This window comes from Streptomyces sp. NPDC007205, from assembly GCF_040634095.1.
In the GTDB taxonomy this organism is placed as follows: domain Bacteria; phylum Actinomycetota; class Actinomycetes; order Streptomycetales; family Streptomycetaceae; genus Streptomyces.
In genome coordinates this window covers 17,101-38,378 of record NZ_JBEYEW010000045.1, presented here as the reverse complement: position 1 = coordinate 38,378, position 21,278 = coordinate 17,101, and the positions used below count along the sequence as shown (strand labels likewise).

Here is a 21,278-nt window from a genome sequence, read left to right as displayed (position 1 = left end):
TGTGAGAGGCATCCACGCAGGCCCGCGACCAGTCCAGCTCATCGGCCGCGTGCAGCTTCGCCAGCAGAAGACGGTGCAACTTGTCGAAGACGCCGACTTCATGCCACCGGCCCAGCCTGCGCCAGCAGGTCTGCCCGGAGCCGAATCCCAGCTCCAGCGGCAGCAGTTGCCAGCTGACGTCGTTGTAAAGCACGTACAAGATGCCCTGCAGACACAGCCGGTCCGGCACGGGCCTGGGGCCAGGAGCTCTCTGCGGCCAGGGCGGCAGCAACGGCTCGATCAGCGCCCACAAGTCGTCGTCCACGATCCACGGCCGGTTCCTCACACCTCACGAACGGCGGAATCGTCGTACTGGTCACGCCAGACCAGCACACCTCACCAAGATCGTGTTACGAGCTCTTAGAAACTCTTATACGAAATGTCCTCGGCAATTTGGTTTTGTTCACGAGTTACGGTTCTGGCTCATTTTCCGTGAAGCGGTCACACACTGTTCAGGGACGTCGGCCACTGAGATGATCACTGCTCACCCATAGCTGAGGAGTCGGGGCCGCCGATGAGTAGCTGCTCGCCAGAGGTAGATGAGGTGTTGGAGGCGTCGGGATGGACGCCTGGACGGAGGGTAGACACGGCCCGCTGGCGATCCATGTTCGAAGCAGTCGGCCTCGCCATGCACGACGCTGCGGAAGCCTTCCTGCAAGAGTTCGGCGGTTTGACTGTGAACGTCAGCGGACCAGGGATCAGCTGTGCACGCACGCCGTTCGAGCTGGACCCGGAGCTGGCCTGGGGCGAGGATGACCGATTCACCGAGTGGGGCGAAGCGATCGGGCGCCATCTTTACCCGCTCGGCGAGCTGGACCACGGCCGGTTCTTCCTGGGCATCGACGAAGTGGGCGTGATCTATCTCGTCGAGACCTGGGTTGCCAGCTTCGGAGCGATGCCTCACGCCATGGAGAACTTGGTTCTCGGCTGGCTCCTCGCCGAATCGATGAGGGGTACGAGCCAGTGGGACAGCCGTCCTGACGCGTCGGTCAGGTGTAGAGCAGTACTCGCTTTCGGAGGAGCAGGAATCCGGCTCGGCCGAACATCTGCCGTTTGAGCATCCTGATCCGGTTGACGTGCCCCTCTACGACGCCCGAGTTCCAGGGCAGGGTGAGACCGGCGATGACAGCGTCGCGGTCGCGGTCGATACCGGCGGCGAGGGTGTGCAGGCCGGGCAGGTTGTCGTTGCGGACGGCGTCGAGCGACTCGGGCAGCCGCTGGCCTTGCCGCTCGGTGAGGATCTCGGCGAAGGACCGGACATGTCCGGTGAGTGCATCCAGTTCGGGGCAGTGGACCAAGACGGCTTTGAGGCGGAGCTGTTCCGCCTCGGTGAGGGTGTCTGGGTGGCGGAGGATCCAGCCAGCGACCGTGCGAGGTGAAGGCGGCGGTGCAGTGACCGGATCTGTCGAGAGACGCTTGGCGCGGAAGTAGGCGCGAACTCGCTGGTAACTGCCCTTGTAGCCGAGCGGCACGATCTCCTCCCATGCCTTCCAGGCGTTGGTGCAGCCTTGGTTCCAACGATCGTCCAGGTACGGCTTGTACTCATCAGGTACGGAAGGGCGCCCCTGCCATTGGCCACGGAAGAGATCCTCGGGCGTGGTGGCGTCGGCGAGGAGCTTGACGGTGCGGTACGTCATGCCGAGTCGGCGCTGGATCGCGCGGCGGCTGTGACCAGCGGCGAGCAGCGCGTGGAAGGCCGCGTGGTTGGCCCGAGTCCGGTCGGCGAACCGGTGGCCAGTGGGCCACGGCGAGCCAGAGCTGTCCGTGGGGGCATCGGGCTCCTCCACCGGGCGGGGTGGCTCGAGCGCCGTGCCCGTAGGCAAACTCGGTGATCGGCGATGCACCGTTCAGCGGCCTCGCCGAGGTTGTGCCAAAGATGCCACCGGTCAGCAACCTGGACCGGCTGAGGCGCCCCGGCCGTGGCACCTCCCGCAAAGAACGGAGCTCGATCCCGGCAAACGACCTCGATTCCGGGGCGCTCCGCCAGCCACTTGGCCAGGGTGTAGGCCTCCCGGTCGGGCAACAGATCAACCGTCCGTCGAGTCTCGACATCGACCAGAACCGTCCCGTAGACGCGGCCCTTGCGCATGGCGTACTCGTCGACGCCGACCACCCGCGGGGCCGGCGTCTGCGGGTCAGGTAACGCGTCGAGCAACCGCAAGACCGCGCTGCGGCTGACGGACACCCCGAAGACCCGTGCCATCCGGGCGCCGGCCCGGCCAGCGAGGGTGAGACCGACCGCGGCAAGCGTCGAACGCAACCGTTCGGTCCACCTGCTGTGCCGCCGGGTCAGCCCTGACATCTGCTCGGCGAACGTCCGCCATCCGCATGAGTCGTCCGGACAGAAGAACCTGCGGACCCGAAGGCAGAGGACTACCCGCCGTCCCGCACTGGGCACGTCCGCGGGGAAACCGCAGGTAGGAGCTGTGTATTCGACTCGATCGGCTCCCACAGTCAGGACACGTTGCCCCAGCCGCCGTACTTCGGGCCCCGATGTTTATCGCCTCGTTGTTCACGTCCACCGATAGCACCGCCACGTCCGCGATGGACGGGAACAGCAACTCCTCCAGCCGGAGCAACGTCTCTTCCACAACGCCGCACCGTCGGCCACACCAAGATCGGTACTGGTCATTTTCAGGCAAGTTTCCGAAGGTCGATCCGAGCGTCAGTCGTCACTCAGCGTGCGCGCTTCACGGAAAACGAGCCAGAACCCGAGTTTGGGCAGCACCCGAAGCTCTGCAGACATCGAGCAATTCATGGCTTCGGGCAGCACGGGCCCCTGCCAACACTCTGGCAGGGGCCGTGGTGGACAGAGCCGAGGAGGGCCGGGACCTGTCCCTAGATGAGCAGCATCCTGGCCACACGGCTACCGTCTGCTGGTGGCCTGACGGCCCGGCGTCACTTCAGGTGTCGGGCGAAGAACTGGGCCGCGGCGTTCCCCGCGAACTGCGGGACGCCGGTGTGCCCGCCCATATTGGCGTGCAGCGTCTTCTCCTTGGAGCCGAAGGCGTCGAACAGGTCCAGGGCCGCCTGCCGGTCGTTCCCTTCGTCGTCCCACTGCAGCAGGACGTGCAGAGGAATGGTGACCTGGCAGGCCTCCTCGAACATGGCGCGAGGGACGAAGCTCCCGGCGAACAGAACAGCGGCCGAGATACGCGGCTCGACCACCGCCAGCCGGGTCCCGATGGACATCACTCCTCCCGAGTACCCGACCGGGCCGCCGATCTCGGGCAGCGACAGGAGGGCGTCTAGGGCGGCCTGCCACTCCGGGACCGCCTTGTCGACCAGGGGGAGGATGAGAGCGTCGATGATCTCATCGCTGACCGGCTCGCCGGTCTCCATAGCCCGGCGCAGGTCGGCGAGGGCCTGCTCGGCGGCGGGCAGGCGGGGCCGGTCGCCGCTTCCGGGGAGCTCGATGGTGGCCGTGGCGAAGCCGTCTGCCGCGGACTGCCGCGCTCGGGCCACCAGTCGGGGGTACGCCTTGCGCAGCCCGAGAGGAGGGGGGCTGAGCAGGATCAGCGGTGCCGGTGCGGATGCGGATCCGGGCGTCCACAGGATGCCGGGGATCTCGCCGAGGGTGAATTCGCGCTCCAGCACAGCGTCGTCGAGACGCTGTTCAGAAGTGAATTGCATGGTCGTGCCTTTCCGGAGTGCCATTGAACGGCGCTCCCGGACGACCTATCGCCCGACCGTGACCCCGGAGGGGAGCACCCATGTCGATACGTTCACGGGTACCACCTCCTCGCTCTCTTGCGCGGCCTCCGGAAACGTAGCAGTGGCTGCCGTGGTTCCGCCACCGAGTTTTTGCGGAGGCTCTGTGGCCGAACACCACGGCGTCGCAGTCACGCCTGTCACTGGTCGGGAAGCGCACGTCCGCACCGATTCGAGCACCGAAAAACCGGCAAGCAACCGCTGACGGACGATCTACTGCGCAGACAGCCGCCCCGTGACCAGCGTGAGCACCCTGAGCACCGGTCATGCCAGACCTTTGACCTGTGACTTCAAGTTGGCGGAGGCCCATCCGATGCCCACCGCCGGGGTCAGGCTCGCGCATCGCTCCTTGACCGGGTTCGCTACCTGCGACATCCCGCCCGAACGGGACAGCGCCGGGGGAAGGAGAAATCTCCGCCCCCGGGCGCTGCCCGGCCTCCCGCCTCGTTCAGGCCGCAGCCACCCCGTATCCGGTGTCACCGCGGACATCGGCGAGGAACTGGGAAACCTGGTCGACCTCCTGCATGCACTCGATCAGGAACCCCGCCGCGATGAGCCCGGTCTGCGTCCCGCCGCCGCCCTCGAGGCACCAGCACTTGAGGCACCGGCTCGCCACCGTCACCAGCTGCCGCAGGGCATACGCGGACTCGCAGCCGGCGTGCTCATCGGGCACGGCGGTGATGTAGTCGGCCAGCAGCAGCGCGCCGAACTCACCGATCAGCCGCGCCAGCTCGGGACCTTCGGCGTGGAACTCCGCGAGCGCGGCCTTGTCTTCCTGGCTGCCCTGGCCCCGCCAGACCAGTTCCACGTAGTCGGCGGCCCGCAGGATCTGCTCCGGGGCAAGCTGGGCCTTCGGCGACGTCGTCTCCATGACGGCTCCCTACCTGTTCGCTGGCCGGGTGCCTGCTGCGCCCGGCCGATCGCCCCACGGCGCGGGCCCGGACCTGTGCACAGAGGCCGCGCTCCAAAGGAGGGCGCTGCCCGTGACGTCTAACGCTCGGAGGGGGGTTTGTTGGTGGGCCGAGTGTTTGTTGGCCTGCGGTGTTGTGGGTTCGTTGAGAGGCGGGGTGGGCGGGGTGTGTGAGCTGGGCTCATGTGTTGTGTGTGGAGTGTGGCCCCGGTGGGTTGTAGGTAGTCCTGGCGCGTAAAGACTCGGTTGGTGTTTTCGCTGGTCAGCGCTGTTTTGCCTGTTCGGCGGGTGGGGTTAGCGGCTGCGGGTGGGGCGTCTGTGTTGTTCGGCGAGGTGGTCGAGTTGTACCGCGTCGAGGGCGGTTTTAGTGATGCGTTCGGTGCCGTCGGTTATGGCGGCTTGGCGGATGAGGCGGGTGAGGGATCCGATGCGGCCGGCGGTGCGTTGGTGGAGGTAGGCGGCGTGGGCCGGGAGGGTTCCGGGTTTGTGCTGCTGGAGGTCGAGGGCGTTCTCGATGTCGGTGATGACGTCGCGGAACGGCTGGCGGGTGCCGTGGCGGGCGGGGAGGGGGCCGCAGTCGATGAGGGTGGCGCGGCCGGCGAGCTGGGCACCGCGGTGCCGCTGAACAGGGGTGTGTCGGTGACGTTGATGCCGGCGTACACGAAGGTCGCGGGGAGGCGTTCGGTGAGGTCTTTGATCAGGTCGGCGGTTTGGGCGCCGGTGGTGGTGCGGAGGTTGAGGCGGTGGATTTCGTCGATGAGGACGAGTTGGACGCCCGCTTGGGTGTAGGTGTGGCAGACGGCGTCGGTGATCTGGGTCTGGGTCATGCGGGTGGTTACGGGGATGCCGAGGTAGCGGGCGAACTCAGTGATGAGGGTTTTCGCGGTGGCGCCGGGAGGGACCAGGACGTACGCCACGGGTGCCGTGGCGTGGGCTGACGCGGGCGGGGGCGGGTTTTTGCGGGTGGGGGCGAGGTGGCAGGTGCGGCCGACGTTCAGCAGTGCGGTGGTTTTGCCGGCTGCGGCGGGTCCGGTGACGATCAGGGAGGGCCGTGCGGTGGTCTGCTGGTGGCGGCCGAGGATCATCAGGGCGCGGACCTGGGTGGCGAGCTTGCTGATGGCGGGGGTGCGGATGGTGACGAACGCGGAGTGGTAGGCGAGGCGTTCGTCGCGGCTGCGGGGCGGGTCGTCGGGCTGGGGCGGGGCGGCCGGGTTGGTGGTGGCGAAGCGGTGCCAGCCCTGCCAGGTGGTCAGGGGCCAGGAAGGTTCGGCCGTGTTGCCGCTGCCCGCGTCGGCGGGTGCGCTGGGTGGTTGGTGCGCTGCGGGGTGGGGGCGGGTGTTCACCACTTGTCGGCTTCCTCGTGTGCGTCGTAGAGCCCGAATCCGGCGGCCGCGGCGGGGCGGGTGTCGTCCTCGGGGAGGTCGTCGAGGTCGTCGATGCTGTCGTCCTCTCCGTGCTGCGCCGGCTCGCCGGTTAGGGGGCCGGTGCCGTATTGCGGGTGCTGCGGGAACCGGCAGCGTGGTGGCGCGGACGAGGAGAGCTTGTTCGGTGGTGGTGGCGTGGCCGCTGTGGACGCGGCGCATGAGTTGGTCGAGGGCGTCGGCGAGGCCGGCTTCGACGTGTTCGGCCTCGCCGTAGGTGCTGTGGTGGGCGTGGGTGCGGATGTGCTGCCAGGTGTGGTCGTTGAACGGCTGGTGGACGTGTTCGCGGTGGATCCAGGGGATTTCGGTGAGCTCGCCGTCGGGTAGGCGGATCCAGATCTGGCGGACGTCGTGGGGTTGTAGTGGATTTCCCATTTCCCGCCCCGGCCGGCGACGGGGGAGGGCTGGCCGCGGTACGGGGCGAGGAGATCGTGGTCGTAGGTGGTGGATTGTGATGCCGGCGGGGGTGATGGCCTGCCAGCGCACGGGCAGCAGCTCGAGGTAGTCGCTGCCGGTGAGCGGGACGGGCACGTACCCGGCGACGGCGACCAGCGCGGCCCACATCTGGTTCGGGGTGAGGGCCTTCTTCGGCATCATCGGGTGGCGCAGGCCTTCGTGGGGCCGGTGGTGGTAGTGCACCAGCCACTCATCGAGCAGGTCCTGCAGCTGGGCGACGCTGTAGCAGGTGTCTTTCTCGGTGTCGGGGCCGCGGCGGGTGACGTCGGAGCCGGTGTAGCCGGGCAGGTGCTGGCAGAACAGGGCGTTGATGGTGCCGAAGGTCCGCTCGACGATGCCTTTGGCGGTAGGGGCGCGGGGCGGGGCGGGCTGGACGCTGATGCCGAGGTGCTCGCAGGCGGCGGTGAACGCGGCGGAGACGAAGACCTTGCCGCGGTCGACGACGATCGTCTCGGGCAGGACGACCGGCCTGGCCGCCGCGCCGGCCAGGCGCTCGTCCAGCGCGGCCAGCCGCTGGTGGGGGAGTGCGGGGGCGCGGTCCATGCGCAGGATGTCCGGCCAAGTGGGGCGGGCGGGGTGCGGGACGGCCATCTCCGCCAGCAGCAGCGCCGCGTCCACGGCCTTGGTCGCACTCGGACACAGCACGGCGGCGAGGATGGCACGGGTGGCGACGTCGACGATGGTCAGTTCGGGCCGGGCCAGACGCCCGTTGTCGAAGAGGGCCAGGACGTCCAGGCGGGTGGTGTCGACCTGGACCTGCTCGCCGCCCAACGCCGAGAACGCGCCCGCATCCGCAGCGAGAAGGGCATCCGCTGGGGCGGACGCCCCCTCGCAATCGCAGCGTGAACGCGAGTGGGCCCTCGCGTCACCTTCGCCAGAACAGGTGGTGCGTCACGCCGCTCGGGCTGGGCACGATCTCCAGGTGAAACCGGTCGAGCAGCTCATCGGGGGACTCCCACAGGCGTAGTCCGGACCCGAGCTTTACCGGCGAGACCGCCACATGCATGGTGTCGACGAGGCCGGCATCAAGGAACTGCCGGATGGTGGTCACCCCGCCGCCGAGTCGGACGTGCTTGCCCTGCGCCGCTTCCAGCGCCCGTTCGAGGACCGTGGCCGGGTCGCCGTCGACGAAGTGGAACGTGGTGTCGGAGAGCGTGAACGACGGACGCTCGTGGTGGGTCATGACGAACACCGGAGTGCGGAACGGGGGCTCCTCCCCCCACCAGCCGCGCCACTCATAGTCCTGCCAGGGCCCGCGCTGGGGCCCGAACTTGTTGCGGCCCATGATCTCGGCACCAATGTTGCGTGCGAAGTCTCGCGTGAAGTAGTCGTCCAGGCCCCGGCTCCCCCCGGGATCCGTGCGCATGGGCCAGCTCGCCGTGGCTCCGGCCCAGGCGAACAGCCTCTCGGGATGGTCGTGGCCGAAGGGCCGCTCGAGACTCTGGCGCTCACCGGCACCGATTCCGTCATTCGAGACGTTGAAGTTCATGACTCTCAGCAGTTGATCCACGTCTGTCCTCGTCAGGTCCTGTCGCGACATCGTGTGGCGAGGCGCCGCACATCATGACGTCGAACGGGACGTGGCCGGATCGACAGCGGCCCGCAATTTTCTCCAAGGCGCGTCAGGAATCCGCCCCATTGGCGGTGTGGCCGTAGCGGACACGGACGGCATCGAGGCGGCCAGGGTGGCCGCCCGCGACCACTCGCATGCGTCGCAACGGATGTCACCACACATCCAACCGTTCCAATCTCCAACCCGGCGCACCTTCACGGTCAGAGCACTAGCCATGACCGACCTCATGGCCCGCAGACTCACCGGCGAGGCCACCTGAAATGGCGCGACACCTGACCGGGAGCAATCACGAACCACCGGACCAAACGCTCAGTAAACCGAGGGAAGGCGCGCGCCACAGTAGCACAGAGTGATGGGAAGCAGAGTTCAGCGGCATGTCGTGACCGCCCGCACGGCGGAGGCCGTCGACATGTCGGCTGGGACCTCACCAGCGTTCGTCTTGAGGGTGACCACGCCGTGGTCGATGCGGATGACGGTGCCGCAGACCAGGCCGCTAGGGGTGGTGATCTCCAGTGCGGGTTTGTCGCGGGCGGGGCCGTACCACGTCGTCGCGACCGCGGCGACAAGGAAGGCGGCGCACAGGAGCGTCGAAGCGATGCCGCGGCGCAACGCGGCGGCGGACGCGAGCGCTTCGAAATGCTCGGCGCCCCGGCGGGGTGGCAGGTTCTCCGTCGGGGAGACGGCCGGACGTCCGTGGGCGGCGCGGATCAGCAGCAGTGCGCCTACAGCCCCAGCGACGAGCGAGATCAGCAGCTGGACCCCAACCAGCGCGGCCCAGCGATGCGCGAGTTGGCCGATGTCGGAGCGCCCCTTCACCAGGCTAAAGCCGATGAGGGTGGCGAGCAGACCGCCGAGTCCGTTGCGCCATGCCGCGGCGGCTCCTCGTACACGTGGCAGTTCGGTACGCAGGAGATGGTCGCGGTCCTGGGCCGTCAGCAGGTCGGCGGGGGTGGCCGGCCGCGGTCCGGGGGAGAGCGAGGGGGTCACCGCGGCTGGTCCGAAATGATCAAGGTCCAGTAGGCGCCGCATCCGAAGCGACCGTCGGGCCGGTCGGGGTGGTCGTCCTCGCAGGTGCACATCATCGGTTCGACGCGCTCTGTCGCCGCTGGCGGTCGCCTCCGGCCCGGCAACCGACTGCGGAGAGAGACAGAGGTGGACCGTGAATAGATCCCGCTCACGATGGGGATCTCGATGGGCGCAGCGCAGCGCGGACACAGGCCGCGCAGGATCAGGGTGCCGGGCCGTGGCTCCTCGATGGTTAAGTTCTGCGCCGCGAGCCGCGCGTACGACTCGTCCGTGATCTCCCGGTAAGGGAGTGGCTCGCTGTGCGGAGGCTGAGGGGGGTCGGCCGTCATGGGAACTCCTGCGGGACTGATCGGGTCGGGTCGGCGGTCACGGACCGGTATGGGTGAACGGCGACCAAGCGCTGACGGGGACATCGCTGTCCCGCAGCGCGCGGACCGTCTTGTGCAGGGCGTGAGCGGATCGCGCAGGGCGGAAACGCCCCTGGGAGGTGAGATCCGCGTACACGGCCTCGGTCACCATGGCGGCGGTATCGTCGTACACGGACCAGAGGGTGCCCATGACCTGGCGGTAGCCGGTGTAGTGCAGGGCGGCCACCAGGGTGGTGGCCTCGTCGATGACGGGGATGCCGCCGGTCGCCGTCATGCAGGCGGACAGGAACGCGAACTCGCCGTGATGCTCCTGGGCACCGATGTCGGCGACGGTGAGGATCCGGTCGTGGAGCAGCAATCCGCCGCGGGACGGCGCGGAGAGGTCCTGCCCGCCGTGGCAGCTGAAGTGGGCCCACCGATGCCGCGGCAGTGCGCCGCGCACGGCGTCCGCTGTGGCGCGCTCGCCTTCCAGCAGGGTGCACCGGCCGGGGAACAAGGACAGCAGGAGGTCCCGTTCGCGCGGCACATGGGCGAGGGGGAGGCCGTCGGGGGCGTCCGGCAGGGCGACGACCAGCACGCGCTCGTCGTCGGGCGGGGGCGCGTCGAGGGGGCGTCGGGCCTCCAGGAGGGCACGTAGCGTCGGAGTGTACGAGGACACGACGCGGTCCAGGACCGCGCGACCGTGCTCGCGGTCCGTCCTGGTGTGATGTCCGGCGGCGTGCAGGGGCAGGATGGTCAACGGCCCGGTGGGGCACCACCACAGGCGAGGCCAGTGCTGGCCGGGCGCCGGCGGGTCCGTGAACCCCAGGGCGGTCAGGACGGGGTCCGCGATCTCGTCCCACAGCCACGCCAGCACCGCGGCGAGCGTGGTGTCCCGGTCGCCGACGGCGCTGCTCAACGCCTGCTGCGCCGCGGTGTACCGCCGGATCGCGTCGGATGTGCGGTCGCCGTCGTCGTAGCGCTGCCGGGCGATGTGCACGTCGTACGCCGCTCGGTCGACCTGCTGCAGCACCTGGACGTAGGCGTCCGCGCTCTCGCTGATGTCTTGCAAGGTCACCCGCGGCAACGGTACGACCCGTACGCCGGCCGTGGTCACGATCAGGGCGTCGCATCGCCAACGGCTGACGTTGATGACTGCGACCGGACCGTTGGCCGCAGCGGGCAGCAGCGTTTCCAGTCGCGGTGGTCTGAGGAAGTCCTCGTATCCGTCCAGCGTGCGGGCCTGCTCGACCAGGGCATCCCATTCCCTGGCCAGGGCCATCCGTCGATCGACCAGATGAGGCGGGCCGGCCGGCTCCTCGGGCATCAGGGCGCGACACCGCCCGAGGTGTACGCCACTGTCCCTGTCGGTGTCGCCACGGATCGCCTCCTGTTTCTCGGAGAGTTGGGGTGTGACCGGGTGCGGTCGGTGGGTCGGTCGGTTCTGGCGGTTCGCGCGCGTGGTCGGCCGGAAGCCGGGACATCCTCACCCGGGCGCGTCAGGTGCGGCGGCCGGAGATGGGTGTGCGACGGCTGGCTCCGGGTCTGCGATGGCTGGCTCCGGGTCTGGGGTGGCCGGATCGCGGTGGTCGAGGGCAGCGCGGACGGCGTCGAGGCGGGCCGCCAGGTCGGGTGCCGTGCGGCTCAGGCCGGTCAGGTCGGCGCGGGTTTCCAGCACTTGCGCCCACTGGATGGCACGGCCTGCTTCGAGCAGTTCGATCGCCCGGTCCGGCTGGCCGTCGGCGAGGGCGGCGGCCGCCGCGTCGCCGGCGGCCAGCCAGGCTCCGCGAGCGAGGAGTTGTTCGCGGCTCTCGCGGCCGAGTCCGCGCCAGGCCAGTAGCGAGAGCAGGCTGATGGCCGCGGTGTAACCATCGACCGCGGCCAGCCAACGGCCGGCCTGGGCGGCGGTGGATCCCCAACTCCGCGCCGCGAGCAGCCGGGTCGGCGCCGGGGACGTCACGGATCCCGCCGCCTCGCGCCACACCGCCATCGCCTCGTCCAGGTCGGCCGCGTCGCCCGCTACGTCGAACCGGGCGCACAGTGCCGCGGCGGTGTTGTTCAGCAGCGCGGCCCGGTAAGGATGGCCGTCGGACGTGGCCGCCAGCGCGGCCCGGCCGCACTCGATGGCCTCCGCGACGTCCGCGAGGTCGCCCGTCCGGGCGTAACGGCTCTGCAGGCCGATGGTGAGGTTGTTCAGCCGGTGCGGTCGGCTGGGGTGCTCCCTGGGGGTCGCGGCCACCGAGGCGCGGCCGAGTGCGATGCCTTCGTCCAGGTCGCCGAGGTCGTCGGTCAGTTCGTACTTCGTGTAGAGCACGGCGCTGAGGTTGTTCAGCCGGTGCGCCTGTTCGGGATGGCGGGCGGACATGGCGGCCATGGCGGCCCGGCCGGCGTCGATGGCCTCGCCGAGGTCGGTGCGGGAGCCGGTCCGTTGGGATCGCGCGAGGAGGGCGGCGCTCAGGCCGGACAGGTAGAGCGTGCGGTCGTCGCGGGTGCGGGACGCGGCCACGGCGGCGCGACCGCAGTCGATCGCCGCGCCCAGATCCGTCAGTTCACCGGTGCGTTCGAACCGTCCCCACAGCGCGGAGCCCAGGCTGTTCAGGGCGAGCGCCCGGCAGCGATGGCCGGCGGGTATGGCGGCGACCGCGGCCCGGCCGAGTGCTACGGCCTCGTCCAGGTCCGCGAGGTCGCCGGTCTGCTCGAACCGGGTCGACAAGCCGATGCTGAGGTTGGACAGTGCGTGAGCCCGGTGGACACGCCCGGCAGGCATCATGGCCGCGGCAGTGCGGGAAGTGCTGATGGCCTCGTCAAGGTCGGCGGGGTCGCCGGTCTGTTCGTACTTGGCGTACAGCGAATCGGCCAGCTGGATCATGAGCACAGCGCGTCCGCGGGCCAGGCGAGACCGCATGGCCGCCCGCACGCCCCCCAGTACGTTCCGCACACCACTCGGCACGGTATCCACCATTGGCCCGTGGGCGACCGGTGGCAAGGGGAGCGTGACCCGGCGCGCGATGCAGACGGCCCGCGCTCTCGCTGCGCATGCTGGAGCACGGGCGCTCATGTCTGTCCCTTGGGACGCCTATGGATCTTGTGGGTTCCGCTATTGGTGGGTTCAGCTCGTCGAGCGACGGCTGAGTTCGGCGGCGTACTGCGCGCGGGGGGCGCCTGCGACGACAGCCCAGCAGGTCGCCGCTCCAACGGAGACGCCGAGGACCTCGCTTAGGACGGCGGGGGGCATCTGTGCTGCGAGGTCCATCAGCGCGCTGTTGCGTCCGCTCCGGGAGGGCATGCCGTAGGAAGTGAGGCGCGTGCGCAGTTGGCGGGGGCTGCCGGGGCGGCCCGGGTGGGTGCCGGGCAGGAGCCAGGGGTGGTCGGTACTTCAGCCGAGCGCGAGGGCGCCGTTGTGCTCGTCGGTGAGGGAGTCGCCAGCCTCACCACCAGCCAGGTCCTCACCACCGACGAAGGCGTCCGTCTCGCCCTCGGCCCCCATCCCGTCACCGTCCCCCCACCTGGATCAGCTCCTGACCGTCGAACCGGCCGAGCAGCGGGGTGCGCGGAGAGGCGAGTGTGTCGGTGACCGCGCCGACGATCGGCTGGTTCCACCGCCGGCACCTGCTCGCCGAAGCCCGCCGTCACCTCGCTCTCGTCCTGCGCGGCCGTCGCCGCGAGCCGGGTCTGGACGAGCGGATCGTGGACGCCGCGCTTGCCACGTACTGCGTGGACATCAGCGAGCCGAGGACGCTGCGCGGCCTGATGCCGGCCTACCGCCTTTACACCGCCCGCTGGTCGCTGGCCGACCTCGAACCCGTCCGACGCCCGCCGACCCCTCGCACGGACCCGGACCGGCAGTCCCCGGCCGACCCGGGCACACCGGCCGCGCCCCGGCCCTTTGACCTGGAGCCGGGGGAGTGGGAGATACCCCGCCTCCCGTTGCAGTACGAGCGGGCCGTCCTCGCCGGCGCGGTGGTCCGCGAGAAGCTGCGCACCGTTGCCGCGCGGGGCGGGGCGTACGACGTCGGCGCGCACCAGCAGGCGGCGATGCCCGAGCAACTGCTCGCACTCCCCGCCGCCGGCCCGGAGCACGCCGACCAGGAGCTGGAGGCTGGATCCCGAGAGGCGATCGACCTGACGGCGTTGCGGACCTTGCGGGAGTCACGCACGGACGTGGAAGCCCTCGATCTCACGGCCGAGCGGCTGCGCCGCCTCCAGGATGCGTTCACCAAGGCGGTCGACGACTCCCGCGCGGACCGCTACGCCGACCGGGACGTGGCCGACGCAGTGCACCCGGTGCGCGAGGACGAGCAGCAGGCGCACCGCCCGCAGCAGCCCGGACCGCGCCGCGGCCGGGAGGCCGGCCACTGAGTGCCCCCGATGCCGCGTATCCGATGCCGCGGGTGCGCACCGGCGATGCCCGGCATCCACTCCAAGGAGGGAGTCGGAGTTGAGACAACTTCCGCTCGGCGTGTGCGTGGCGTCTGCGGCCCCGGTGGTCGCAGGGCCTTGGGTGCTGCGCATGCGGCTCAGCGGATGACTTGACGGCCGTTTCGAGGAGACCATTGCCCAACTCGCCGACGGTTACCGACAGTTGCCGAACGGGCGGCTCGTCATCCTCGGCGAGCCCGGATCCGGCAAGAGCGTGCTCGCGATCCTGCTCACGCTCGGTCTGCTGAAAGACCGTGCGCCCGGTGGTCCCCTGCCGGTCCTGCTGCCCGCTTCCTCCTGGGACCCGGTCCGTGAGTCCCTGGACGACTGGATCGTCAGGACCCTGGCCCTGCCCTACTACAGCGGCCGCCCCGAGATCCCGCGCACCCTGCTCGTCCCCGACGACGAATGGGCTCAGCTGGTAGCCGCCCAGCTCACTGGGGTTTCCGCGACCCTCGCCCGGCTCTCGAAGTAACCACCGCCCGCCCTCCTCTTCCGCGCCATGCAACGAGTCCGCCATGCCGAACCCTGCCCGCCGTCGCCGCTACGCGTCCGACATCACGATCGCCGAGTGGGCCCTTCTCGAACCCCTGTTGCCGGTCCCGGCCTGCCAGACCAAGACTGGTGGGCATCCCGAGAAGTGGCCCCGCCGGCAGATCGTCGACGCCATTCGCTACATCACCGATAACGGCGCGAAGCGGAGAGCTCTGCGGTCCAATTTCCCTCCATGGGAGACGGTTTACGGGTTTTTCGCCCGATGGAACCGCCGCGGCGTCGTCAGCTTCATCCGTGACCAACTCCGCCGTCGTCTCCGCACTGGCCTGGGGCGATGCCCTTACCCGGTCACGCTGATCGTCGACTCGCAGTCGGTCAAGGGCGCCACCACGGTGAGCAAGGCGACTCGCGGATTCGATCCCGCGAAAATGATCAATGGGCGGAAGAGACACATCGCGGTGGACACGAAGGGCTTCCCCGTCATGATCACGGTGACGCCCGCCGACATGCAGGACCGGGATGCCGCCCGCGAACTGCTCTGGCGACTGCGTCTCACCCACCCGCAGATCACCCAGGTCTGGGCTGACTCCGCCTACGCCGGCAAGCTCGTCGACTGGGCCGAGGAATTCCTCCACATCACCCTCAAGACCGTCTCCCGCCCCAAGGGGGCCAAAGGGTTCGTCGTCCTCCCGCGTCGCTGGCGCGTTGAGCGCACGCTGGGGTGGATCATGAACGCCCGCCGCAACGCGCGAGATTACGAGCGCCTCCCGCAGCATTCCGAGGCTCATCTGAACTGGTCGCTCATCACCCTCATGACCAGGCGGCTGACCCGGAAGAAGCCAGCCCGCAGCTGGGCAAAGAAGCCGAATCCCACCAGCTGAGCGGGCCTACGAGGACCACTCGGGGCCGTCGTCCTCGAACTGCTGGCGGCAGCGCAGGAACTCGATGCACGCCCGCCGACATGCCCGCGACTATGAACGACTCGTCCAGTACTCCAAAACGCTGATCACCTGGGCCGCGATCACCCTCATGACCAGGCGGCTCACCCGCAAACCAGCCCGCCGGGCCGAGCCACCGACAGCCTAAAGCTACTCAAACAGCCACCATCAGGTGCTGAACCGCTTCGGCAACAGCAGCAACAGTGAGCTCTGGACCACACTGCTCAGGCGGTACGTCGCGTTGCGACGGGTTGATCCAGACCGTCCGCAGTCCGGCGGCCCGACCTCCAGCGACATCGAGCGTGAGGCTGTCACCCACCATCCAACCGGTGCGATCCGCTGGCATCCCGCATTGTTGCGCCGCGAGGCGGAAGATCCGCGGATCGGGCTTGCGTATGCCCACCTCCTCCGAGACACACCACGTGTCAACCAGACTAGCCAGACCTGTTCGATGGATCTTGGCCAACTGATTGTCAGCCATCCCGTTGGTGACGATGCCGATCCGCCAACCAGCACCACGGAGTTGTTCCAACGCATCCAGATCTTCGGGGCAGCACGCGGCAAGCTCCGGGATCCGGCGACGGTACTGCCTCCAGAGCAGGTCGACTGGCTCAGCCAGATCAAACTCGTCCCGGACCATCGAGAACAGGCGGTCTTTGGGACCCGCGTACTTGGCCTTGACCGCCAGCAACCAGCTGACACCCTGGCTGCCGAGGCCACGGGCAGCCGCGAACTCCTCCGCCCACGCGAGAAAGGCCGCATGATGATCTATGAGCGTGTCATCCAGATCGAAGAGCGCCAGGGGCATCCCAGCACCATAATCCCGTGATCGTCTCCGCACGCACGAACATCACATCCTGAGACGGGCTACAGCAGATGCCCAGAACTACGGGCAGCGCGCTTCGAAAACAGGCTCCTTGTCGTTGGTCCGGCGTCGATCGTGGCTCGAACTTGTTCGGTGTTTTTCCAGTTCACCAGATGTGTGAGGGGCCACGGGCCGATCCTGTGCTGAGCGACAACGCAGCACGGAGGCCGGGATCGTGGGACTGGTCGAGCATGAGGTTCAACGAGACGCGTTGACGGTGGTGGCGGAGTTCCGGTCGGAGTTGTACGCGTGCCTGACTGCGCGGAGCGACGCTCTGTTCGAGCTGTGCGACGCGTTGCTGTGCACTGACGGTCCGGTCCGCACCCTCGTGGACCTGGCGCTCGCTCCCGAGCATCGGCGCGGGCACGGGGCGTTGTACTCCGGGGTCAACCACGGTCGGATCGACGTCGCCCGGCTACGGCGGGCACCGACCAGTGTTTCGCTTCCCCGAGCCAGCAGCGGTCGGCTGGTGCCGGCGGTGGGCGTCTCTCCGTGGTTGCGGCCGGACGCCGACACCTCCTCGGACCGTTCCTTCTGCCATACCTTCGGCCGTGGCCTGGGCAAGCACCAGATGGTGCCTGGCTGGCCGTACTCGATCGTCGCGGCGCTGGAGACCGGCCGGACCTCGTGGACCGCGTTGCTGGACGCGATCCGGCTGGAGCCCGGTGCCGACTTGGCTGCGGTCACCGCCAGCCAGGTCGGCGACGTCGTCGAACGCCTCATGGAAGCCGGCCAGTGGCAGGAGGGGGCCCGAACATCTTGGTCGTCCTCGATGCCGGCTACGACGCGCCCCGCATCGCCCACCTCCTGAGTGATCTGCCGGTCGAGGTTCTGGGCAGGCTCCGATCGGACCGGGTGATGCGCAAGCCTGTCCCGGTGCCGTGGATCTGCCCGCCGCAAGGTGGTCGCCGCCCAAGCACGGCGGCGAGTTCGTCTTCGGTGACCGGGCATGCGGGGCGAGGCCACCGCGGTCACCGTCACCAACACCGACCGCTACGGGACCGCAACCGCCCAGGCTTGGGACCGGCTCCACCCACGGCTCACCCGCCGAGCGGCTTGGGGCGACCACGGGGGACCGTTGCCGATCATCGAGGGCACCGTGATCAGGTTGACGGTCGAGAAGCTGCCCAGTGGAGGGGTGAACAAGCCCGTCTGGCTGTGGTGGTCGGGCACCGGTGCCGCCACGGATGACGTCGACCGGTGCTGGCAGGCATTCCTGCGAAGGTTCGACGTGGAGCACACGTTCCGGCTACTCAAGCAAACGCTCGGGTGGACCCGGCCCCGCCTGCGGGACTCGGAAGCGGCCGACCGCTGGACCTGGCTCGTCCTGGCCGCACATGCTCGACAGCGGCTGGAGGGCCAGGGCGAAGCCGGGGTCGTCATCGGCAGCGTCTTCGAGTGCGAGCCGCACGCGCTGACGTGCCCGCTCCGAAGGCTCCTGCCCAGACTGGCTCTCCAGGGCCTTTCCGAACTACTGAGGGAGTCCCGTGATCAGGTGACGGGACGATCAGTCCAGAAGCGAAGGGTCGGTATGGGGCTGGAGAACGGCTGCGAACGGCGCGTGTTAGTTAGGCCGAGTTCGACGGCTGAGTTTCGCCCGGGGGCGGGGGATCCTCGCCGCATGGGACGTCCAGCGCGGTGGGGGGCCGTCGTCGTAGCGGGCACCGCGCGGGCAGGGCTGACACGGTCACACCGCAGTGCTTGGTGGCTGAGGAGCGATCACCGAATCGGGTGGTCATCTGCGAGGCCGGCACGTTGTCAGGAGATCGTGGCCCACGCTGGGGGGCAGTAGGGCGGATTCACGGAAGGTGATCACCCAGTGACCGCTGTGGCGCAGGACATCATCCGGCATCACAGCGCCCCTGACTTGCCGCCCGCCGTCCTCATTGGCCACGGACACACACGTTCCCCACAGCAGAGAGCACGGAGACCAACATGAAGATCGCAGCCCGCAGTGTCTTGCTGGTCGCCACGTCGCTGTTCGCCGCGGTATCGCTGCTCGCCGGGGCCTCGGCCTACGCCGGCTCCGCCGCACCCACGACCGGTTCCACCTGTGTGCTGAATGCCCACGGCGTCTTCGCCAACGCGGTCGATCCAGGTGGGATCAACCTCCCAGTACGCGACACGCTGGCCATGACCGGCAGCGTGACGTGCGTGGACGCCACCGGCGCACCCGTGGCCGCCGGGACCTTCGAGCGGACGGTCACCATGCCGGCCACCGAATGCACCGGCGACGAACACGGGGACACCTCCACCACGACCGTCCACTGGACTGACAACACCACCTCCACCTTCCGATTCGACAAAATCGACGTTGTGAAGGTGAACGGCACCGCCTCACTGGTCGTCACCGGCACCGTCACCCCCGACAGCACGCGCTTCGCCAGCGACACCATCAACGCCGTGGGCACCAGCACCGGCGCCGGCTGCGGCACCCCCGCCGGCGAGACCGCCGTCGACTCCACCCTCGTGCTCCGCCTCACCCACTGACCAGCCGCGCTGACCAGTACACACCCCACACGGGAAGGAACACCCGGCATGCCGATCCCTTCGACCAGGCCGCACACGGCCCCGGCCGACCCCACCACCCCGAAGGCCCGCATCTACGCCATGCTGGACACCGACGGAGACGGAGTCGCTTCCCGCCACGACTACTTCGTCCGCATCGAACGGGCTCAGCAAGCGACCGGACGCAGCGACGACGACCCCCTGGTCATCGCCGCACGCACCACGGGCGAACGCGCCTGGGCTGCGATGGACGCCAACGGCGACGGCGTGATGACCTACCAGGAGTACATCGCCTGGGTGGACGCCGAGAAATTCGACACCATCTGCCAGCACGCACTGGGCGCCCTGTTCGACCTTGCCGACGCCGACCAGGACGGTGCCCTGGACCGGACGCAATTCACCACGCTGCGCCAGGCACTGGGCAACCGGGCCGACAACGCCGACGCGGCTTTCGACGCGCTGGACAACGACAACGACGGACGCGTCAGCCGCCAGGAGTACCTGGCATCGATCCGCGCGTACGTCACGGGTGACGGCTCCGCCATGGGCGACGCCCTGTACTGAGCAACTCCCATCCGGCGCCGAGCCGGCTCGGCCGCGTGCAGGAGCCGTAACCAGAGGGCCCGACCCGGCAGGTCTGGCTCTCCGGGGCGACACCGTCGCGTCCCACGCTGACGTGTCGACAGCGGAGCACACCGCCGAGTCTCGATCGACGTCCGCGCCGGAGCAGCGTTTTGTTCTTCGGTTCGGGAGCCAGCAGGCGGTCGACAGGATCGGGAAATGCTCACGAGAGATGACGGAGCACCTCATGAGGAGGCCTGCCCCCAGTCAGCCGATCAGAAGCAGGGGTTCGCTGGCCCAGAGCGGAGTACCCATCGATGTGTGTCCGTGAAAACCAGGTGCCGCCGCCGCGACGGCGCACATTCTGCCTCACCTAAATCACCCGTTCGACGTAACTTTTTGGGAATTATCGACCGTGCTCGACCAGCATCGGAAGGGTTCCCGAAACGGTTTCTCCTGTGCCGCCGTCCTGGAAGGTGTTTTGTGATGAGCCGAGGCTTGATCATCGTGGATGTGCAGAAAGACTTCTGTGAGGGAGGCAGCGTCCCCGTCGCGGGTGGTGCGCGGATTGCCTCGGCCATCGCGGACCTGGTGGAGCACAGTGCGGGACGTGATTATGAGTACATCGTGGCTACCCGGGATCATCACATCGATCCGGGCAGCCACTTCTCCGAACACCCGGACTTCAAGGACAGCTTCCCCGTCCACTGCGTGGCCGGAGGCGAAGGCGGCGAGTTCCACCCCAACTTCGCCCCTGCCGTCACCGGCGGCAAGGTCGACGCCGTCTTCTTCAAGGGTGCGCACAGCGCCTCCAAGAGCGGCTTCGAAGGCGCCGACGAACAGGGCACCCCTCTGGCCGACTGGTTGCGTGAGCGCGGAGTGGAGGACGTCGACGTGGTAGGTATCGCCACCGACCACTGCGTACGCGCGACCGCGCTGGACGCGGTGAAGGCCGGCTTCCGGGCACGCGTACGCCTGGACTACTCCGTCGGTGTGGCCCAGGACACCACGGCAGCCACCCTTGAAGACTTCCGGCAGGCCGGCGTCACCGTCTCTGGAACTGTCCCCGCATAAGGACTCCTAACAAAAGTGGTGGGCTTGACCTGCTCAGAGGCCGGTGTCGTGCACGAGGCCGCCGGGTAGCGGGACGCGGTCAGCCGCGTAATCGCACGCGAAAACCCGGCGACGTCGGAGATCATCCCCGGGATACTGGTCGCCCATGGATGAGGTCAAAGTTGTCGTCGCCCATTCCGAGCGCGCGACCTTGCGCGTCGGCGATGTGTTCTTGAAGGTGGACGCCGATCAGGCGCGCATCGACGTTGAGGTTGAGGCGATGGCTCTGGCGCCGGTCCCCACCCCGGAGGTCCTGTGGCGCAAGCCGTCCGTGCTTGCGATCGCCGCGGTCCCGGGGACGGCGCTCGGCCGCCTCGGCGAGCCGTCGACCGCGTCGCCGGCGGCGTGGGCCGCGGCGGGTGCCGCCGTCCGGAAGTTGCACGAGGCGCCGTTGCCGCCCTGGCCCGGCCGGCGCCGCCGGGGTCCCGACGAGTTGGCGGCGGAACTCAACGGCGAGTGCGAGTGGCTCGTGACGAACGGTGTCCTGCCCGCTGACCTGGTCGCCCGCAACCGCCAGGTCGCCGAGGCCGCGCTGCGGCCATGGACTCCGGTGTTCACGCACGGCGACCTGCAGATCGATCACGTCTTTGTCGACGGTGGCGAGGTCACCGGCATCATCGACTGGTCCGAGGCGGGCCGGGGTAGTGCCCTGTTCGACCTCACCACCTTGACGCTCGGACACGAGGAGCAGCTGGGCGACGTCGTCGCCGGTTATGGCACCGACGTCGATCTCGACGTGATCCGTGCGTGGTGGTCGTTGCGGAGCCTGCTGGGGGTTCGCTGGCTGGTCGAGCACGGTTTCGACCCGTTCGCGCCGGGCTGTGAGGTCGACGTGCTGAGATCCCGGATGTGAGGCTGTGCGGCGCCGCTGCTATGAGTGCGTTCTGACGCATCGA

At 68.9% G+C, this 21,278-nt stretch carries 18 protein-coding genes and 3 pseudogenes; 10 read left to right on the top strand and 11 right to left on the bottom strand.

Annotation, left to right across the window (positions count from 1 at the left end):
- Positions 1 to 325 (bottom strand): transposase (locus tag ABZ624_RS37405; protein WP_360099173.1); only part of this gene is annotated, 325 nt, incomplete at its 3' end.
- Positions 326 to 553: 228 nt separating this feature from the next.
- Here ABZ624_RS37405 and ABZ624_RS37400 point away from each other — a divergent pair.
- Positions 554 to 1,096, top strand: a complete 543-nt coding sequence (locus tag ABZ624_RS37400; RefSeq protein ID WP_360099171.1) for an SUKH-3 domain-containing protein — start codon at positions 554 to 556, stop codon at positions 1,094 to 1,096.
- Here the strand turns inward: ABZ624_RS37400 and ABZ624_RS37395 are convergent.
- From ABZ624_RS37395 to ABZ624_RS37355, 9 genes and pseudogenes are all read right to left on the bottom strand, one after another.
- Positions 1,029 to 1,826: a transposase gene (locus ABZ624_RS37395; RefSeq protein ID WP_360099169.1), complete on the bottom strand. Its 798-nt coding sequence runs from the start codon at positions 1,824 to 1,826 to the stop codon at positions 1,029 to 1,031. The genes ABZ624_RS37400 and ABZ624_RS37395 overlap by 68 nt on opposite strands.
- A 77-nt stretch (positions 1,827 to 1,903) precedes the next feature.
- A pseudogene (locus tag ABZ624_RS37390) lies at positions 1,904 to 2,437 on the bottom strand (ISL3 family transposase); the annotation flags it as partial.
- Positions 2,438 to 2,937: 500 nt separating this feature from the next.
- Complete coding sequence (locus ABZ624_RS37385) at positions 2,938 to 3,672, bottom strand: alpha/beta hydrolase (RefSeq protein WP_360099167.1); 735 nt, start codon at positions 3,670 to 3,672, stop codon at positions 2,938 to 2,940.
- Between the two features lie 526 nt (positions 3,673 to 4,198).
- Positions 4,199 to 4,621 (bottom strand): hypothetical protein, encoded by a 423-nt coding sequence (locus ABZ624_RS37380; protein ID WP_360099165.1) that lies wholly within the window; start codon positions 4,619 to 4,621, stop codon positions 4,199 to 4,201.
- A 428-nt stretch (positions 4,622 to 5,049) separates the two neighbouring features.
- On the bottom strand, positions 5,050 to 6,243 hold the full coding sequence (locus ABZ624_RS37375; protein ID WP_360099175.1) for an ATP-binding protein: 1,194 nt from the start codon (positions 6,241 to 6,243) through the stop codon (positions 5,050 to 5,052).
- 1,159 nt (positions 6,244 to 7,402) lie between these two features.
- The gene (locus ABZ624_RS37370; RefSeq protein WP_360099163.1) at positions 7,403 to 8,047 is read right to left on the bottom strand and encodes a dihydrofolate reductase family protein; all 645 of its coding nucleotides are present in this window, start codon (positions 8,045 to 8,047) and stop codon (positions 7,403 to 7,405) included.
- 429 nt (positions 8,048 to 8,476) lie between these two features.
- Entirely contained in the window at positions 8,477 to 9,097 is a 621-nt protein-coding gene (locus ABZ624_RS37365) for a hypothetical protein (protein ID WP_360099161.1), read from the bottom strand.
- A gap of 405 nt (positions 9,098 to 9,502) precedes the next feature.
- Positions 9,503 to 10,810: a CHAT domain-containing protein gene (locus tag ABZ624_RS37360; RefSeq protein ID WP_360099159.1), complete on the bottom strand. Its 1,308-nt coding sequence runs from the start codon at positions 10,808 to 10,810 to the stop codon at positions 9,503 to 9,505.
- A 159-nt stretch (positions 10,811 to 10,969) separates the two neighbouring features.
- On the bottom strand, positions 10,970 to 12,352 hold the full coding sequence (locus ABZ624_RS37355; RefSeq protein ID WP_360099157.1) for a tetratricopeptide repeat protein: 1,383 nt from the start codon (positions 12,350 to 12,352) through the stop codon (positions 10,970 to 10,972).
- Between the two features lie 695 nt (positions 12,353 to 13,047).
- Here ABZ624_RS37355 and ABZ624_RS37350 point away from each other — a divergent pair.
- From ABZ624_RS37350 to ABZ624_RS37335, 4 genes and pseudogenes are all read left to right on the top strand, one after another.
- Positions 13,048 to 13,842 (top strand): hypothetical protein, encoded by a 795-nt coding sequence (locus ABZ624_RS37350; RefSeq protein WP_360099155.1) that lies wholly within the window; start codon positions 13,048 to 13,050, stop codon positions 13,840 to 13,842.
- Positions 13,843 to 14,065: 223 nt separating this feature from the next.
- A complete protein-coding gene (locus tag ABZ624_RS37345) occupies positions 14,066 to 14,377 on the top strand; it encodes a hypothetical protein (protein WP_360099153.1) in 312 nt (103 codons plus the stop codon).
- A gap of 43 nt (positions 14,378 to 14,420) precedes the next feature.
- On the top strand, positions 14,421 to 15,278 hold the full coding sequence (locus ABZ624_RS37340) for an IS5 family transposase (RefSeq protein ID WP_360099151.1): 858 nt from the start codon (positions 14,421 to 14,423) through the stop codon (positions 15,276 to 15,278).
- Positions 15,279 to 15,342: 64 nt separating this feature from the next.
- Positions 15,343 to 15,447: pseudogene (locus tag ABZ624_RS37335) on the top strand (IS5/IS1182 family transposase); the annotation flags it as partial.
- Positions 15,448 to 15,489: 42 nt separating this feature from the next.
- Here the strand turns inward: ABZ624_RS37335 and ABZ624_RS37330 are convergent.
- Positions 15,490 to 16,143 (bottom strand): HAD family hydrolase, encoded by a 654-nt coding sequence (locus ABZ624_RS37330; protein WP_360099149.1) that lies wholly within the window; start codon positions 16,141 to 16,143, stop codon positions 15,490 to 15,492.
- Between the two features lie 238 nt (positions 16,144 to 16,381).
- Between ABZ624_RS37330 and ABZ624_RS37325 the strand changes: the two are divergent.
- The 5 genes and pseudogenes from ABZ624_RS37325 to ABZ624_RS37305 all read left to right on the top strand — a co-directional run.
- Positions 16,382 to 17,554, top strand: a pseudogene (locus tag ABZ624_RS37325) (NF041680 family putative transposase); the annotation flags it as partial.
- Between the two features lie 581 nt (positions 17,555 to 18,135).
- The gene (locus tag ABZ624_RS37320; protein WP_360099147.1) at positions 18,136 to 18,690 is read left to right on the top strand and encodes a hypothetical protein; all 555 of its coding nucleotides are present in this window, start codon (positions 18,136 to 18,138) and stop codon (positions 18,688 to 18,690) included.
- Between the two features lie 48 nt (positions 18,691 to 18,738).
- A complete protein-coding gene (locus ABZ624_RS37315; protein WP_360099145.1) occupies positions 18,739 to 19,272 on the top strand; it encodes an EF-hand domain-containing protein in 534 nt (177 codons plus the stop codon).
- Positions 19,273 to 19,755: 483 nt separating this feature from the next.
- Positions 19,756 to 20,343, top strand: a complete 588-nt coding sequence (locus ABZ624_RS37310; RefSeq protein ID WP_360099143.1) for an isochorismatase family protein — start codon at positions 19,756 to 19,758, stop codon at positions 20,341 to 20,343.
- Positions 20,344 to 20,488: 145 nt separating this feature from the next.
- Positions 20,489 to 21,235, top strand: a complete 747-nt coding sequence (locus tag ABZ624_RS37305) for a phosphotransferase (protein ID WP_360099141.1) — start codon at positions 20,489 to 20,491, stop codon at positions 21,233 to 21,235.
- Positions 21,236 to 21,278 lie beyond the last annotated feature (43 nt).

What these genes read in the sequence shown, in the direction of transcription:
- ABZ624_RS37400 (WP_360099171.1), top strand. Translation starts at nt 554, where the DNA reads ATGAGTAGCTGCTCGCCAGAGGTAGATGAGGTGTTGGAGGCGTCGGGA.
- ABZ624_RS37385 (WP_360099167.1), bottom strand. Translation starts at nt 3,672, where the DNA reads ATGCAATTCACTTCTGAACAGCGTCTCGACGACGCTGTGCTGGAGCGC.
- ABZ624_RS37380 (WP_360099165.1), bottom strand. Translation starts at nt 4,621, where the DNA reads ATGGAGACGACGTCGCCGAAGGCCCAGCTTGCCCCGGAGCAGATCCTG.
- ABZ624_RS37375 (WP_360099175.1), bottom strand. Translation starts at nt 6,243, where the DNA reads ATGCGCCGCGTCCACAGCGGCCACGCCACCACCACCGAACAAGCTCTC.
- ABZ624_RS37360 (WP_360099159.1), bottom strand. Translation starts at nt 10,810, where the DNA reads ATGCCCGAGGAGCCGGCCGGCCCGCCTCATCTGGTCGATCGACGGATG.
- ABZ624_RS37355 (WP_360099157.1), bottom strand. Translation starts at nt 12,352, where the DNA reads ATGATCCAGCTGGCCGATTCGCTGTACGCCAAGTACGAACAGACCGGC.
- ABZ624_RS37340 (WP_360099151.1), top strand. Translation starts at nt 14,421, where the DNA reads ATGCCGAACCCTGCCCGCCGTCGCCGCTACGCGTCCGACATCACGATC.
- ABZ624_RS37330 (WP_360099149.1), bottom strand. Translation starts at nt 16,143, where the DNA reads ATGCCCCTGGCGCTCTTCGATCTGGATGACACGCTCATAGATCATCAT.
- ABZ624_RS37320 (WP_360099147.1), top strand. Translation starts at nt 18,136, where the DNA reads ATGAAGATCGCAGCCCGCAGTGTCTTGCTGGTCGCCACGTCGCTGTTC.
- ABZ624_RS37315 (WP_360099145.1), top strand. Translation starts at nt 18,739, where the DNA reads ATGCCGATCCCTTCGACCAGGCCGCACACGGCCCCGGCCGACCCCACC.
- ABZ624_RS37310 (WP_360099143.1), top strand. Translation starts at nt 19,756, where the DNA reads ATGAGCCGAGGCTTGATCATCGTGGATGTGCAGAAAGACTTCTGTGAG.
- ABZ624_RS37305 (WP_360099141.1), top strand. Translation starts at nt 20,489, where the DNA reads ATGGATGAGGTCAAAGTTGTCGTCGCCCATTCCGAGCGCGCGACCTTG.